This is a genomic window from Schleiferilactobacillus perolens DSM 12744 (assembly GCF_001435585.1).
GTDB classification, from domain to species: Bacteria; Bacillota; Bacilli; order Lactobacillales; family Lactobacillaceae; genus Schleiferilactobacillus; species Schleiferilactobacillus perolens.
The window spans coordinates 236,186-251,625 of the sequence record NZ_AZEC01000002.1 but is presented as its reverse complement, the minus strand read 5'-3'; the positions used below and the strand labels follow the sequence as shown (position 1 = coordinate 251,625).

Genomic DNA, 15,440 nt, shown 5'->3' with positions numbered 1-15,440 from the left:
GAGGAACTTACATGCAATATATTGCCGCTTCTATCGCTGCGGGCTTAGCTGCCCTGGCTGCATCTTTTGGTAACGGGTTAGTTATTTCCCGGACGGTGGAAAGCATCTCCCGTCAGCCCGAGGTTGCTGGTACGCTGCGTACCTTGATGTTCATCGGTGTTGGTTTAATTGAAGCCGTGCCGATCTTGTCTGTCGCCGTCGCCTTCGTTATTCTCTTTGTCTAACTTCAAGGCAACGAATTTGGACGAAGGGAAGTGTGTATGATTGGCTAATGATTTAATATTAGCAGGTGGCCTATATGTTGGCGACTTGATTCTTTACCTCGTTCTCTTCACATTATTGATGTGGGCTGTTGGGCACTTTGCCTGGGGTCCCATTAACGCCATGATGCAAAAACGGCAAGATAAGGTCAATGGTGACATTGATCATGCCCAAAAGGCGCGCAGTGATGCCGAAGACAACCAGAAAAAGACTGCTGCTGCACTAGCAGATTCTAAGAATCAAGCCGTTTCCATTATCGCCGAAGCGCAAAAGCGCGGATCGGCGCAAGAAGACGCCATAATGAAACAAGCCCATGCGGCAGCAGCAGCGACTCAAGCCGCTGCTGAAAAAGATGCCGCTCAGGCCCGTCAAGATGCACTTGCCCACGCAAAGGACGACATTGCCAGTTTGTCTGTGGAAATTGCCAGTAAGATGATCAATAAAGAGTTGGATGCCAGCGCCCATCAGCAATTGATCAATTCTTATATTAAAGGATTGGATGATCATGGCAAAGCTTGATAGACAGACTGTGGGCACGCGTTATGCCAAAGCATTATTGGCAGTGGCCAATGAGCAAAATAATGCGGCACAGATTCTGGATGAACTCCAGGAATTGGCGCAAGTCTTTGCCGCACAGCCGGATTTGGGCCAAATCTTAACAGACAATCGATTGTCTGCGTTAGAGAAGGCACCAATTCTGACCGGATTGCAACAGCCGTTTTCCAAATTAATACAGACATTGCTGCAAATGATGTTTGATTATAAACGGATGACTGATCTGCCTGACGTGGTGACGGCGTACGAACGCTTTTACGATGCCCAACAGGGAATTATTGAGGCGTTTGTGACGTCAGTTGTACCATTGAGCACAGACCAGCAGACAGCGTTGCAAGAAACTTTGGCAAAACGTTATGGCGCTACTGCCGTTCATCTGCATTTGCAACAAGATCCCGCTTTAATCGGCGGAGTTGTTGTACGGGTGCACGATGAAGTCCTAGATGGCAGTGTGGCGCGTCGGTTGGCGCACCTCAAGCAAGCGTTAATGACTTCGTGATTGGTCGCAAGAGAGGTGAAATGAATGAGCATCAAAGCTGAGGAAATCAGTGCTCTGATCAAAAAACAATTAGAGAGTTACCAAGATGATCTGCAAGTCGACGAAGTGGGTACTGTCACTTACGTCGGTGATGGGATTGCCCGTGCGACCGGACTGGAAAATGCCATGAGTAATGAGCTGTTGCAATTTTCCAATGGCTCTTATGGGGTCGCCCAGAACTTGGAAACAAACGATGTCGGGATCATTATCCTGGGAGAGTTTGATAATATTCGTGAAGGCGATCGGGTCAAGCGGACCGGCCGAATCATGCAAGTACCGGTCGGTGATGCCATGATTGGCCGCGTGGTCAACCCATTAGGTCAACCAGTCGATGGACAAGGACCGATCAATACGGACAAAACCCGTCCCATTGAATCACCAGCCCCCGGCGTCATGCAACGTCAATCCGTTGATGAACCATTGCAGACTGGGCTTAAAGCAATTGATGCCTTGGTACCAATTGGCCGTGGTCAGCGGGAGTTGATCATTGGTGATCGTAAGACTGGTAAAACATCCATTGCCATCGATACCATTTTGAACCAAAAGGGTCAAAATATGATCTGTATTTACGTCGCGATTGGCCAGAAACAATCGACAGTTCGTGCACAAGTGGAGACATTACGTAAATACGGGGCGTTGGATTATACCATTATTGTTGAAGCGGGTCCTTCTGAACCTGCCCCAATGCTCTATATCGCACCCTATTCTGGGTCTGCGATGGGTGAGGAGTTCATGTATAACGGCAAACACGTGCTCATTGTGTTTGACGATCTGTCTAAACAGGCAGTTGCTTACCGTGAACTTTCTTTACTGCTTCGTCGTCCACCTGGTCGTGAAGCTTATCCGGGGGACATTTTCTACTTACATTCTCGTTTACTGGAACGGTCCGCTAAGCTGAGTGATAAGCTGGGCGGCGGTTCCATGACCGCTTTGCCGATCATTGAAACCCAGGCAGGCGATATCTCTGCTTATATTCCAACCAACGTAATTTCGATTACTGATGGTCAGATCTTCTTGGAAAGTGATCTGTTCTTCTCTGGGACACGGCCGGCTATTGATGCCGGGGCTTCCGTATCTCGGGTTGGTGGTGCGGCACAGATTAAGGCAATGAAAAAAGTTGCCGGAACTTTGCGGACAGATTTGGCTTCTTATCGGGAGCTGGAATCATTCACCCAATTCGGTTCTGACTTGGATGCAGCGACTCAGGCAAAGTTGAACCGTGGTCGTCGAACAGTGGAGGTATTGAAGCAAGGCTTGCACAAACCATTAGCAGTGGAAAAACAGGTTTTGATTTTGTATGCCTTGGTTCATGGTTACTTGGATGCTGTGCCGGTTGACGATATTACTCGGTTTGAAACAGAATTGTTTGCTTACTTTGATGGCACCCATGCGGATGTTCTGAAACAAATCAAAGATACTGGTGATTTGCCGAAGGATGATTCATTGGAGCAGGCCGTGAAAGACTTTGCGGCTGGATTCTCGACGCAAAAGCAAACGCCCGCTCAAGAAGCTGCTGCCGTGAATGGTGGCAAACAGGGTAATACCACACAAAGTCAAGCGAAATAGGAGGGGGCAACATGGCTGATTCCTTAATTGACATTAAACGGCGCATTGCCTCAACCAAGAGTACTCGGCAAATCACCAAAGCAATGCAGATGGTCTCTGGTTCCAAGTTGAATCGAATTCAACAGCGTTCCACTGATTATCAGGTTTATGCGGATAAGATTCGTTCTATTGTGACACATTTGGCCAGCGCTCAATTGCTGGCAAAAGCGAATGAAGTAGGTAGTAGTTCGAATCCATTGACGGATGAGCTGGGCATTAGCCTCAGTGATTTAATGATTCAGCGGCCGGTCAAGAAGACTGGTTACCTGGTCATCACATCGGATCGTGGTTTGGTCGGTGGTTACAATAACACCATCCTCAAAGCCATGCTGGATATGATTCACCGGGATCATGACCCATCTGGTCCAGATTACGCGATTATGGCGATTGGCGGAACGGGTGCCGACTTCTTTAAGACAAACAACATGAATTTGATTTATGAATATCGCGGTATCAGTGATATCCCTACCTTCGATGAAATTCGGGAAATTCTTTCAACTGCTGTCACCATGTATGACAACGGCGTGTTCGATGAATTGTATGTGTGCTACAACCATCATATCAATTCATTGAGCAGCGCGTTCCGGGTTGAAAAAATGCTGCCGATTAATGACATTGAAGCGGAAGAGGATGACACTGAAGCACCCGTGACAACGGAGTATGACACTGACCCGTCATTGTCTGTTGTGTTGAGTGCGATTTTACCGCAATTTGCTGAAAGCCTGATCTTCGGTGCGATTCTGGATGCCAAGACGGCTGAACATGCCTCTGCAATGACGGCGATGAAGTCGGCATCAGATAATGCAGACGACATGATCAGTACGCTGACGACGCAATTGAACCGCGCTCGGCAGGCTCAAATCACAACGGAAATCACCGAAATTGTCGGTGGTGCCGCTGCGTTGGAATAATCAAGATGGGAGGAGACAATTGAATGAGTGAAGGTACAATCGTCCAAGTCATCGGTCCTGTTGTCGATGTGACTTTTCCACTTGACGGCTCATTGCCGGATATTAACAATGCGCTGGAAGTGAAAAACAATAACCAACAAACCGTTGTCTTGGAAGTCGCTCTGGAGCTCGGTGACGGCGTTATGCGGACCATCTCGATGGAATCCACCGATGGTTTGCAGCGCGGGATGACCGTCAAAGATACTGGCGGTCCCATCTCTGTCCCTGTGGGTAAGGAAACTTTAGGACGGGTATTTAACGTTTTAGGGCAACCAATCGACGGTGGCCCAGAATTCCCAGCCGACTTCAGACGCGACCCCATTCACCGTGAGCCGCCTAAGTACGCCGATATTAGTACGACTTCGGAAGTGTTGGAAACTGGCATTAAAGTCATTGACTTGCTGGCTCCGTATTTACGAGGTGGGAAAGTTGGTTTGTTCGGCGGTGCCGGTGTTGGTAAAACTGTATTAATTCAAGAATTAATTCATAACATTGCCGAAGAACACGGGGGCATCTCCGTCTTTACCGGGGTTGGTGAACGGACCCGGGAAGGGAACGACCTTTATTTTGAAATGAAGGGTTCCGGGGTGCTTGAAAAAACCGCACTGGTCTTTGGTCAGATGAATGAACCGCCTGGTGCCCGGATGCGGGTGGCGTTGACTGGTTTGACTCTGGCTGAATACTTCCGGGATGTCGCCGGGCAGGATGTGTTGTTGTTCATCGACAACATTTTCCGATTTACCCAGGCTGGTTCCGAAGTTTCTGCATTGCTGGGTCGAATGCCGTCTGCTGTAGGTTATCAACCCACATTGGCGACAGAAATGGGCCAGTTGCAGGAACGGATCGTATCCACTAAAAAGGGTTCAGTCACATCGATTCAAGCCATTTACGTGCCGGCCGATGACTATACCGACCCGGCGCCTGCCACTGCGTTTGCCCATTTGGACGCGACGACTAACTTGGAACGACGGTTGACTGAACAAGGGATTTATCCAGCAGTTGATCCGCTGGAGTCCTCATCTTCTGCTTTGGATCCAGAGATCGTGGGTCAAGACCACTATGAAGTGGCTACCCAGGTCCAGCATGTGCTGCAACGTTACCGGGAATTACAGGATATCATCTCGATCCTCGGGATGGATGAACTGTCCGATGATGAAAAGCTCATTGTATCCCGGGCGCGGAAGATTCAGTTCTTCCTGTCCCAGAACTTCTTCGTGGCTGAACAGTTTACTGGTCAGCCTGGCTCATATGTTCCTGTCAAGGATACAGTCGCTGGCTTTAAGGCCATCTTGGATGGCGAATATGACGACTATCCGGAAGAAGCTTTTCGCTCAGTCGGACCAATCGAAGATGTGGTGAAGAAGGCTAAACAATTAGGCTTCTCGCCGAAGGACACCTCGGCAAATACCGCTGATTCCTCGAACAAAGCGACTGCACAAGCAGCACAGTAGGGGGGATTTAAGTGGCGGAAGATAATGACCACATCATCACGGTGCGCATCGTGACACCCGATGGTGTCGTGTATGACCACCACGCCCGTCTGCTCGTCGTTAATGCGATTGACGGTGAATTGGGAATTATGGCCAATCATGAACCCATCATTGCCCCGTTGAAAATAGCGGAGGTCCGGGTGGAACGAATTGATGGCCCGACCCATGAGAACCATATTGCAGTGAACGGCGGCTTCATGGAATTTTCCAACAACGTGGCGAGTATTGTGGCTGATTCGGCAGAACGACAGCGCAATATTGATTTGAGCCGAGCGCAGCGCGCCAAGGAACGGGCCGAGAAAGCGATTGCGGCTGCCAACGCGAAGCATGACACCGATCAGGTGAAACGTGCTTCCGTCGCGTTGCAGCGGGCTGTGAATCGAATTCAAGTCAAACAAAAATAAAGAGTATGGTATGCTAAAGTCAGCGTGTAATGCGCTGACTTTTTGTATATACAAAGGAGAACTTTATGAATCAATTCAAAATCCAAGCCGGTTTACGGATTGCATCGCACTTGTTTTTTATCCTCTTAACATTTCGTTCATTTATTGCATTACGTTTCGACATGATTTTGCAGCGTGATAAGACAGGACCTGCCCGTATTTTCTTAATTCTGTTAGCTTGTGCGATTGGATTCGGGGTCAGTTCGTTTGTGCTGGACATTATTGACCAATTTTCGACTATTTTTAGTAATCTTTAGTATTGGTATTAACGCCGGTCCAATGCCGCACCGTCATGGGCGACAAGACACTCCAGGGTGTCGGCGGCGCAATGGCGGGGATTTTTATGCTATAATAATGCAAGCATTTCTGCGAGAGGAGTCAACATTTTGGCAAAGGACATCGGAATCGATTTGGGTACCGCAAATGTTTTAATTAACGTAAAGGGCAAGGGGATCGTTTTGAACGAGCCTTCCGTTGTGGCCATCGATACCCAAACTGGGAAAGTCTTGGCAGTCGGAACAGAGGCCTATCAAATGGTAGGCCGGACACCAGGCAACATTCGTGCAATTCGGCCGTTGAAAGACGGCGTAATCGCTGATTTTAACGTGACAGAAGCAATGCTCGCGTATTTCATCAATAAATTGAATGTGAAGGGCTTCATGTCGAAGCCAGTCATCATGATCTGTGCGCCCACCAATACGACAGATATTGAGCGCAAAGCAATTATTGAGGCTGCTGAAAAAACTGGCGGCGGCAAGGTTTATTTGGAACTTGAACCGAAAGTGGCGGCTGTCGGTGCAGGTATGGATATCTTTAAGCCGCAAGGTAACATGGTGGTGGATATCGGTGGTGGGACCAGCGATATTGCGGTACTGTCCATGGGTGATGTAGTCACTTCTCGGTCATTACGACGCGCAGGCGATCGTTTGGACCAGGATATCGTCAATCACATTAAGAAGCAGCACAACTTATTAATTGGTGAACATACCGCTGAAACATTAAAGAAAGAAATCGGCTATGCTTTTGAACCACCAGCCGATGATAGTATTGAGGTTCGTGGTCGAGATCTGATGACCGGCTTGCCGCGAGAAGTATCGGTCAATGCCACTGAGATTACTGACGCCATTGCCCCCACACTGAGTGAAGTGATTGCGGCGACCAAAGAGGTATTGAACCAGACGCCGCCAGAACTCTCGGCGGATATTATTGACCGCGGAGTGATGCTGACTGGTGGCGGTGCCCTACTTAAGAATATTGACCATCTCTTTGCCGACGCATTGGACTTACCTGTGGTGATTGCTGATGATCCGTTGGATTCAGTGGCACTGGGCACAGGCATTTTGCTGGACCACATTGTCGGTAAAAAGAAACGTTAATGGTGACGATGAAAGCAGGAAGTGATGCTGTTGAAAACAGATAGTCATCATGCCCGAAAAGTATTGAAGCATGTGTTGATCGTGCTCATCGCAGCGTTTTTGGCGCTGCTGATCGGCGGAATGGCGGGGATGGCTTTAGGTGGCCAAAACCCTTTCCGTTTCTTTGATCCGGCCACATGGCAGCACGTCTTTTCATTTTGGCATTAATTAGTCGGGGGGAATGAATCGTGCGTCGTTTGTTACTCGGCTTTGTCCGTTTTTACCAACGATTTATCTCACCGCTCACGCCGCCCAGCTGTCGTTATTATCCAACCTGTTCAAACTATATGTTGCAGGCTGTTCAAAAGTTTGGGGCAGTGCGTGGTTTTTTGATGGGCTTGGCCCGCATACTGCGGTGTAATCCATTCGTGAAGGGCGGCTTTGATCCGGTGCCAGACCATTTTTCGTTACGTCGCAATCCCCATCCCGAACGATACGAGGATGAGATCATCGCTCGCCGCTTCCATCCTGAAAAATTTGCGGAAAATACTGGAGGTACCCATGACAAGTAAGAAAAAACAAAACATTGCGCTTTCTCTAGAAGACATCCCGGATACGCCGAATACATGGCGACTCACCAGTGCGCAAGGCGTATTGGGAACAGTTTCTCAAGAAGGCGATTATTATCTGGCAAGAACCGGTTCGACACTTGTCGGTGGTAAGTATAAAAATGCGGATGATGCAGTTGAGGCGTTGATCGCTGAATACAATTTACATCATCACAACGCGTAATAATGAATAAGGAAGGATTGCATGCAAACACTTCATCGCAAGAATAAATCTGAAGGGGACCGCATTGATTACGGGGTGATTTTCTCCGTCATGATGTTAGCGATTGTGGGGTTGCTGTCGATCTATGTCGCGACTACCCACGATTCAAATGGCGGCGGCAGCGTCTTGCGAACAGTCGGTGTCCAAGTTCTTTGGTATGTGATCGGCGCTGTGGCCATTGCGGTGATTATGCAATTCGATTCCGAACAGCTTTGGAAGATTGCACCTTACGCCTATGCCGGGGGATTGCTGCTGCTAGTCCTGGTGTTGCGGTTTTATTCGAAGAGTTACGCTGCCAACACAGGGGCCAAAAGCTGGTTTGCGATTGGATCGATCACTTTTCAGCCTTCTGAAATCATGAAACCGGCCTTTATCTTGATGTTGGCAATGGTTGTTTCCCGGCACAACGAGAAATTCGCGACCCACACGATTCCCACGGATTTACTGTTGATCGGTAAAATGATGTTAACATTGCTCCCAGTGGCTGTTTTGCTTAAATTGCAGAATGATTTTGGGACGATGATTGTTTTCTTCGCCATTGTCGGTGGTGTCATGTTGGTGTCGGGCATTACCTGGAAGATATTGGTCCCGCTAATCACTCTCATTGTATTGGCGGGCGGTACGGCTGTTTTGCTGGTCACCCAAGATTGGGGCCGGGAAATCTTAACCCACATTGGTTTCAAGCAGTATCAATTTAACCGAATTGATGCTTGGCTAAATCCGTCGGGGGATACCTCGTCAACCAGTTATCAGTTATGGCAGTCGATGAAAGCAATTGGTTCAGGCCAAATGACGGGCCGTGGATTCGATAACTCGCAGGTATATGTCCCTGTGCGTGAATCCGACATGATCTTTTCCGTCATTGGTGAAAACTTTGGTTTCGTTGGCAGTTGTACGGTGATCTTGTTGTATTTCCTGCTGATTTATCAAATGATTCAGGTCACTTTTGATACCAAAAACGAATTCTATGCCTATGTATCTACGGGCGTCATCATGATGATCGTATTCCATGTTTTTGAAAACATTGGGATGAGCATCGGTCTCTTACCGCTAACCGGGATTCCTTTACCGTTCATCTCGCAGGGCGGATCGTCATTGCTGGGGAATATGATGTGTATCGGCTTCATTATGTCGATGCGTTATCATTACACCAGTTACATGTTTGGCGGCGAAGAAGAGGACTTTTAAGTATAATCGACCAGTCGTCCTGAAGAACAGGTAGCGGCTGGTTTTTTGCCAGAGGGCGGAGCTGGGGCGCGCAACCCGTTTATGTTGGTCCCCGCTCAGCTCCCTGAAACGGGCAAAGCCGAGCAGAAGCTAGAGCACCGACATAAACGGGCTCCGCCGACCAGGGGCTAGGGCAGAAGGCAGGGCAGACATAAAACCTAAGGGCGAGTTTTCTGCCTGCCCTGCCTTCTGCCTACGCCCCCAACCGGTCGGCTCCGCCCTCTGCATTCACCAACTATTTGCTGTACAATTTGATTGAGCACTATGACACGAGAGGACGGATAAGAATGGATACGTTAGAAGTGAAAGATTTACATGTGGCCGTGGACGATGAAGATGGGCACCAAGTGATCCTGAAAGGGCTTAATCTCACTATGCATACCGGCGAAATTCACGCCATCATGGGTCCCAATGGCACGGGTAAATCCACACTATCAGAAACGATCATGGGCAATCCCAAGTACCATGTCACCCAAGGCGACATCTTGCTGAATGGAGAGAGTATCTTGGATTGGCCAGTGGATAAACGGGCCCGCCATGGTCTTTTCTTAGCCATGCAATATCCGGCCGAAATTGCGGGTGTCACCAATGCTGAATTTATGCGGGCAGCCATCAACGCTCGGCGTGATGACGATCACCAAATTGGCGTGCGCGAGTTTATTCAAAAGTTGGATGACAAGATGGCTATTTTAGACATGTCCGAGGAAATGGCTGAGCGTTATTTGAATCAAGGCTTTTCGGGTGGTGAAAAGAAGCGCAACGAGATCTTGCAACTATTGATGATTGAACCACCCTTTGCCATTTTGGATGAAATTGATTCCGGCTTGGATATCGACGCTTTGAAAGTCGTGTCCAAGGGGGTCAATGCCATGCGCGGCGATAATTTCGGGGCATTGATCATCACCCATTACCAGCGCCTGCTCAATTATATTGTGCCAGATGTGGTCCATGTCATGATGGACGGCCGAATTGTGAAATCCGGCAATGCCGATTTGGCCAAGACATTGGAAAAGGAAGGTTACGTGGGTTTGCGGGATGATCTGGGATTGGATGTGCCTTTGACTGACGAACCAGCGGCGGACAAAAAGGAGGCCCACTAAATGGCATTCGGACCGAAAACACTCGCGAAACAAGCCATCCAGGATCAATTCGGTCCCCGGGATCATAGTGCGTGGCTAACGGCTCAACGGCTTGCGGCAGCGAAAATTTATGGAACCGCGCCTTGGCCAGATTTTCCCAAGGTTCAGTTTCATGCCTGGCCGTTATTCGGGGCCCCAGCTGCCGATGCCGGCATCCGCTATCCAGATGGGTTGCCTGACCAAAAGGACGGTTTATTGATTACGCCATTGTTAGATGCAGCCATTGATCAGATGCCATGGGCTACTCAATATTTATTTCAAGAGGCGACGGTCAAAGACCGGTTAACTGCATTTCATGTCGCCCAAATCAACAGTGGTCTGTTGATTCATGTGCCTGATCATTTTCACCAAGCGGACCCCATTGTCTTGAATACTGAGTTACTCGCTGGACGCACCGCTCATCATCATGTGTTGGTGGTGGTTGGTGAAGATGCTCAAGTGACCATCGTCGATCGATACACTGGTGAAGTAGGAGCAAAAAGTGGCGATTCAGTGGTGACTGAATTGGTCGTTGGCGCTGGCAGCCGGGTCAATTATGCCAATGTGGATGCTTTTGATGACAACATCACAGCCTTTATTCGTCGGCAAGCGACTGTGGCGCAAGATGGTGTGCTGAATTGGACTGGTGGCGTCCTAAATGATGGCAATGTCTTGGTGGACACTAGTACTGACTTGGTTGGGACCGGTGCAGAAGCGGATGTCAAAATGGTGGCGTTGGCCAGTGGCAAGCAAATTCAAGGTATGAACACGCGAATCACTAACATCGGACGACAAACCACTGCCAATATTTTGCAGCATGGCGTCATTTTAGAGAACGCCACGTTAGTTTTCAACGGTATCGGGCACATTGTCAAAGGTGCGCGTGGTGCAGATGCCCAACAAGAAAATCGTGTTTTAATGTTATCGCGGACGGCTCACGGTGATGCCAATCCAATTTTGCTGATTGATGAAAATGACGTGAAGGCGGGTCATGCGGCTTCTGTCGGCCGCGTAGATGAATCGCAAATGTATTATCTGATGAGTCGTGGTCTCTCCCGGGATTTGGCCCAGCGATTAGTCATTCGCGGATTTTTAGGAGCAGTTTTAACGGCCATTCCTTTGCCAGCAGTCCAAAAAGACCTGATTGATACAATTGAAAGGAAGCTTATTCATGGCCAAGCTGTTGCCCATGCACAAGAATGATTTTCCAATGTGGCAAGGACCATCCGCCCCAGATGCTGTTTATTTGGATTCGGCAGCGACTTCTCAAAAACCCCAAGCAGTTATTGATGCCTTGATCCATTATTACACGAAGCAAAATGCAAATGTCCATCGGGGCGTGTATACGTTGGCTGAACAAGCCACCGAAGCGTACGAAGGAGCCCGTAAAACAGTGGCTGAGTTTATCAATGCCCCGCGTCCCGAAAATATTATCTTTACCCGTGGCACGACGGAGGGCTTGAATTGGGTCGCCCAGAGTTATGGTGGCACCCACCTTCAAGCAGGTGATGAAATCATCATTACCATCATGGAGCATCACAGCAACCTGGTTCCCTGGCAGCAGCTGGCATTACGGACGGGTGCGACTCTGCGCTATGTCGATATTGATGATAGTGGTGTGCTTGATCTTGACCAGTTTAAGGCCATGCTGTCCGCGAAGACTAAAATCGTCGCCGTCACCCAGGTTTCCAATGTCCTCGGTACGATCAATCCGATTCGTCAGATTGGTCAATTGACTCATGCTGTTGGCGCTATTCTAGTCGTGGATGGCGCGCAAAGCACAGCGCATATGCCAGTGGATGTGCAGGCGCTCGATGCGGATTTCTTTGCTTTCTCTGGGCACAAGATGTTAGGACCAACCGGCATCGGGGTTTTGTACGGGAAGATGTCTTTGCTAGCAGAAATGGAACCCATCGAATTCGGTGGCGAAATGATCAGCAAGGTCGAGAAATATCACACCACCTGGGCCGATATTCCCTGGCGTTTTGAAGGCGGCACACCGAATATTGCCGGGGCGATCGGCTTGGCTGCTGCAATTAAGTATTTGCAGGGAATCGGCATGGCTGAAATTCGGGCACACGAGGAAGCCCTGACGCAATATGCGTTGACGCAATTAAAACAGGTAGAGGGATTAACAATATATGGTCCCGCTGACGCTCAGCAACGAGGAGGCGTCATCGCTTTCACGTTGCAAGGCGTCCATCCCCATGACTTGGCCACGGTACTGGACACCCAACAGGTAGCCGTGCGGGCGGGGCATCACTGTGCGCAACCACTGATGAGTCGACTCGGAGTCGTCGCCACAGCGCGCGCCAGCTTTTACTTGTATAATGGGGAAAAAGATGTGGATCGGTTAGTGGCCGCTTTGAATGAAACAAAGGAGTTCTTTCAGGTATGAATGAGGATCAATTACGTATGTTGTACCGTCAAGTGATTCTTGACCATTCCCAGCATCCCCATCACCATGGCACCTTGAGTGATGGCAGCCATGAACAGCAACTGGAGAATCCAACCTGTGGCGATGTGATCACCGTGCAGGTGAGGTTGGGGGAAGACGGTACTCATATTCAGGACATTGCGTTTAACGGCAGCGGCTGTACAATTTCTCAGGCGAGTGCCAGTATGATGACCGATGTGGTCCAGGGTAAAACAATCGATCAAGCGCGGGATGCGGTGTATCTTTTTTCGCAAATGATTACGGGGGATAAAACGACCAAGGAAATGGATCAAGTGTTAGGAGACGCCGCGTTACTCGCAGGCGTCCGTGCTTTTCCGGCCCGGATCAAGTGTGCGACATTGGCCTGGAAGGCGTTAGATCAGGCCTTACCAGGTTTCCCAAAGGAGGATAATGCCATTGACTGATGCAAAGACCAAAAACACTAAGAACAATGAAGAGCTGCTCAATACCGTCCCGACATTGGATGAGGACTATGATTATGGCTTTTCCGACGATGTGAAGCCGGTCTTTTCCACTGGCCGGGGACTAACTGAAGAAATTGTAAGGACTATCAGTCGTGAAAAAAAAGAGCCGCAATGGATGCTCGATTTTCGGTTGAAGGCATATAAAATTTATCGGCGGATGCCCATGCCTGATTTTGGTCCCGATCTCTCCAAATTAGATCTTGACGATATGCTGTATTTTCAAAAGGCGACGGACAAGAAGTACCGGAATTGGGATGATGTGCCGGACACCATTAAGAATACCTTCGAAAAATTGGGGGTACCAGAAGCCGAACGACGCTATCTGGCCGGTTCTGCTGCCCAGTATGAGTCCGAAATGGTGTACCACAATATGAAAAAAGAGTTCGAAAAATTAGGAATCGTTTTTATGGATACGGACTCGGCGTTGCAGGAATATCCAGAGCTGTTTAAGAAATATTTTGCGAAACTGGTTAAACCCACAGACAACAAATTTGCGGCGTTGAATTCAGCAGTCTGGTCAGGCGGTAGTTTCATTTATGTCCCGGCGGGTGTTAAGACGGATATTCCCATTCAGTCTTATTTCCGGATCAACGCAGAAAATTCTGGTCAATTTGAACGGACACTGATCATCGTTGAACCAGGGGCTAGTGTTAACTATGTGGAGGGGTGTACAGCGCCGAACTACTCTTCCGATAGTCTGCATGCAGCAGTGGTCGAAGTTTTTGTGAATGACGATGCTTATTGCCGCTATACGACGATTCAAAACTGGTCAAAGAATGTGTATAGTCTGGAAACAAAGCGTGCGCAAGCCATGAAGAATGCCACAATGGAATGGGTAGATGGTAATTTAGGCAGCAAAATCACCATGAAGTACCCGTCGGTGTATTTGGACGGCGAGGGTGCCCGCGGCACAATGCTCAGTATTGCTGTGGCCGGTGCTGGCGTTGATCAAGATAATGGGGCCCGGATGATTCACCATGCCAAGAATACTTCTAGTTCGATCGTATCTAAGTCGATTGCTAAAGATGGCGGAGCAGTGGATTATCGGGGGACTGTGCGGTTTGATCGGGATAGTGATGGCTCGTTTGCCCATGTGGAGTGCGACACCATTATCATGGATGAGAAGTCCAGTTCTGACACGATTCCATACAACACCATTTTGAATGGCAATGTATCGATGGAACATGAGGCCAAAGTCTCCAAGATTTCAGAAGCGCAATTGTATTACTTGATGAGCCGGGGAATTACTGAGGCTAAGGCGACCGAAATGATCATCATGGGTTTCGTAGAACCCTTTACCAAAGAATTACCAATGGAATATGCAGTGGAATTGAATCGTCTGATTGGTTATGAAATGGTCGGTTCAGTCGGTTAAGTCAGTTCGCTGAGACCAGTAAAAAAGATGGTTCCACCACTTCTTCGGGGAAGCAATGGAACCATCTTTGTGTATCGGGGATGTGGTATTAGGATTCATCGGCAGCCTTTGTTTGGTATAATAACTCTCGAATATCTGTAGGTGTCATTCCCCGGACCGAATCGCCGCGCTGATATTGCGCCACCGCAATCGCCATGGAGGCTGCTTGGCCCGTATACAATAACGCATAGAGTATACTGACCGCACGCTGGTTGCGCAGGGCAGGCGGTAAAGCATTCAAGCCATTGACAATATTTGGTTGTTGAAACAGATGTTGTTGCTCTTGATGAATTTTCCAATCTGTTTTTGCGAGACGGGAAAAATGCACAGTGTGTTTGAGGCGATGAATCTTTTTCCGGTAACGCGGACTACGCAACAAGGCCATCCGGTGACTTTGATAAATGCCCCAAAAGCTGATGACACCAGCGATGATGAGTAAGCCAATGACCAGGGACCAAACCCAGGCGGCATCGCCAACGATTGCCACGATACTAAGTCCAACGGCTACGACGGTGCCAGCGGCGGCGGCAGTCAGGAAAGGACGGCGGTATTCTCGGCCAACGCGGGCTAGCATATCCGTCCGATAATGATCAGCAATCAGTCGGCGATGGATGGCCAATTGACGATCACGTTCATAGACGTGCCATAATTGCGCCAACATCGTTAACCAATACTGGGTTTCCGTTGACATTTGACCACCACCTTCCTCATTCCAGTATACCGCGTTGCAT

At 48.9% G+C, this 15,440-nt stretch carries 19 protein-coding genes; 18 read left to right on the top strand and 1 reads right to left on the bottom strand.

Annotation, left to right across the window (positions count from 1 at the left end; all coding sequences use genetic code 11):
• The first annotated feature begins 11 nt into the window (after window positions 1-11).
• The 18 genes from atpE (at window position 12) to sufB (ending at window position 14,670) form a co-directional block, all read left to right on the top strand.
• Window positions 12-224: a F0F1 ATP synthase subunit C gene (gene atpE, locus FD09_RS03390; protein WP_057818336.1), complete on the top strand. Its 213-nt coding sequence runs from the start codon at window positions 12-14 to the stop codon at window positions 222-224.
• A gap of 40 nt (window positions 225-264) precedes the next feature.
• Window positions 265-780 carry a F0F1 ATP synthase subunit B gene (atpF, locus tag FD09_RS03385; RefSeq protein WP_057818334.1) on the top strand — a complete coding sequence of 172 codons (516 nt, stop codon included), beginning with the start codon at window positions 265-267 and terminating at the stop codon, window positions 778-780.
• A complete protein-coding gene (gene atpH / locus FD09_RS03380; protein ID WP_162261468.1) occupies window positions 767-1,315 on the top strand; it encodes an ATP synthase F1 subunit delta in 549 nt (182 codons plus the stop codon). The genes atpF and atpH overlap by 14 nt, the downstream gene beginning before the upstream one ends.
• 24 nt (window positions 1,316-1,339) lie before the next feature.
• A complete protein-coding gene (gene atpA / locus FD09_RS03375) occupies window positions 1,340-2,920 on the top strand; it encodes a F0F1 ATP synthase subunit alpha (protein ID WP_057818330.1) in 1,581 nt (526 codons plus the stop codon).
• A gap of 11 nt (window positions 2,921-2,931) precedes the next feature.
• On the top strand, window positions 2,932-3,870 hold the full coding sequence (locus tag FD09_RS03370) for a F0F1 ATP synthase subunit gamma (RefSeq protein ID WP_057818328.1): 939 nt from the start codon (window positions 2,932-2,934) through the stop codon (window positions 3,868-3,870).
• Between the two features lie 23 nt (window positions 3,871-3,893).
• On the top strand, window positions 3,894-5,360 hold the full coding sequence (gene atpD / locus FD09_RS03365; protein WP_057818326.1) for a F0F1 ATP synthase subunit beta: 1,467 nt from the start codon (window positions 3,894-3,896) through the stop codon (window positions 5,358-5,360).
• Window positions 5,361-5,371: 11 nt separating this feature from the next.
• The gene (locus tag FD09_RS03360) at window positions 5,372-5,803 is read left to right on the top strand and encodes a F0F1 ATP synthase subunit epsilon (protein WP_057818324.1); all 432 of its coding nucleotides are present in this window, start codon (window positions 5,372-5,374) and stop codon (window positions 5,801-5,803) included.
• Window positions 5,804-5,868: 65 nt separating this feature from the next.
• Window positions 5,869-6,099: a DUF1146 family protein gene (locus tag FD09_RS03355; protein WP_057818322.1), complete on the top strand. Its 231-nt coding sequence runs from the start codon at window positions 5,869-5,871 to the stop codon at window positions 6,097-6,099.
• A 129-nt stretch (window positions 6,100-6,228) separates the two neighbouring features.
• Window positions 6,229-7,218: a rod shape-determining protein gene (gene mreB, locus FD09_RS03350; RefSeq protein WP_057818319.1), complete on the top strand. Its 990-nt coding sequence runs from the start codon at window positions 6,229-6,231 to the stop codon at window positions 7,216-7,218.
• Window positions 7,219-7,248: 30 nt separating this feature from the next.
• The gene (locus FD09_RS03345) at window positions 7,249-7,425 is read left to right on the top strand and encodes a DNA-directed RNA polymerase subunit beta (RefSeq protein ID WP_235812199.1); all 177 of its coding nucleotides are present in this window, start codon (window positions 7,249-7,251) and stop codon (window positions 7,423-7,425) included.
• A 20-nt stretch (window positions 7,426-7,445) separates the two neighbouring features.
• Window positions 7,446-7,769: a membrane protein insertion efficiency factor YidD gene (gene yidD, locus FD09_RS03340; RefSeq protein ID WP_057818315.1), complete on the top strand. Its 324-nt coding sequence runs from the start codon at window positions 7,446-7,448 to the stop codon at window positions 7,767-7,769.
• Complete coding sequence (locus tag FD09_RS03335) at window positions 7,759-7,989, top strand: DUF2969 family protein (protein ID WP_057818313.1); 231 nt, start codon at window positions 7,759-7,761, stop codon at window positions 7,987-7,989. The genes yidD and FD09_RS03335 overlap by 11 nt, the downstream gene beginning before the upstream one ends.
• Before the next feature lie 21 nt (window positions 7,990-8,010).
• Window positions 8,011-9,216, top strand: a complete 1,206-nt coding sequence (locus FD09_RS03330) for an FtsW/RodA/SpoVE family cell cycle protein (RefSeq protein WP_057818311.1) — start codon at window positions 8,011-8,013, stop codon at window positions 9,214-9,216.
• Window positions 9,217-9,542: 326 nt separating this feature from the next.
• Window positions 9,543-10,355, top strand: coding sequence for a Fe-S cluster assembly ATPase SufC (gene sufC, locus FD09_RS03325; RefSeq protein WP_057818304.1), 813 nt, complete (start codon window positions 9,543-9,545; stop codon window positions 10,353-10,355).
• Window positions 10,356-11,576, top strand: a complete 1,221-nt coding sequence (sufD, locus tag FD09_RS03320; RefSeq protein ID WP_057818302.1) for a Fe-S cluster assembly protein SufD — start codon at window positions 10,356-10,358, stop codon at window positions 11,574-11,576.
• Window positions 11,545-12,771, top strand: coding sequence for an aminotransferase class V-fold PLP-dependent enzyme (locus tag FD09_RS03315; protein WP_057818300.1), 1,227 nt, complete (start codon window positions 11,545-11,547; stop codon window positions 12,769-12,771). Before sufD ends, FD09_RS03315 begins: the two co-directional genes overlap by 32 nt.
• Window positions 12,768-13,235: a Fe-S cluster assembly sulfur transfer protein SufU gene (gene sufU / locus FD09_RS03310; RefSeq protein ID WP_057818298.1), complete on the top strand. Its 468-nt coding sequence runs from the start codon at window positions 12,768-12,770 to the stop codon at window positions 13,233-13,235. The genes FD09_RS03315 and sufU overlap by 4 nt, the downstream gene beginning before the upstream one ends.
• Complete coding sequence (gene sufB / locus FD09_RS03305) at window positions 13,228-14,670, top strand: Fe-S cluster assembly protein SufB (RefSeq protein WP_415649201.1); 1,443 nt, start codon at window positions 13,228-13,230, stop codon at window positions 14,668-14,670. Before sufU ends, sufB begins: the two co-directional genes overlap by 8 nt.
• Window positions 14,671-14,758: 88 nt before the next feature.
• On the opposite strand, the gene FD09_RS03300 is transcribed toward sufB, so the two are convergent.
• Complete coding sequence (locus FD09_RS03300; protein ID WP_057818294.1) at window positions 14,759-15,400, bottom strand: hypothetical protein; 642 nt, start codon at window positions 15,398-15,400, stop codon at window positions 14,759-14,761.
• Window positions 15,401-15,440: the final 40 nt, after the last annotated feature.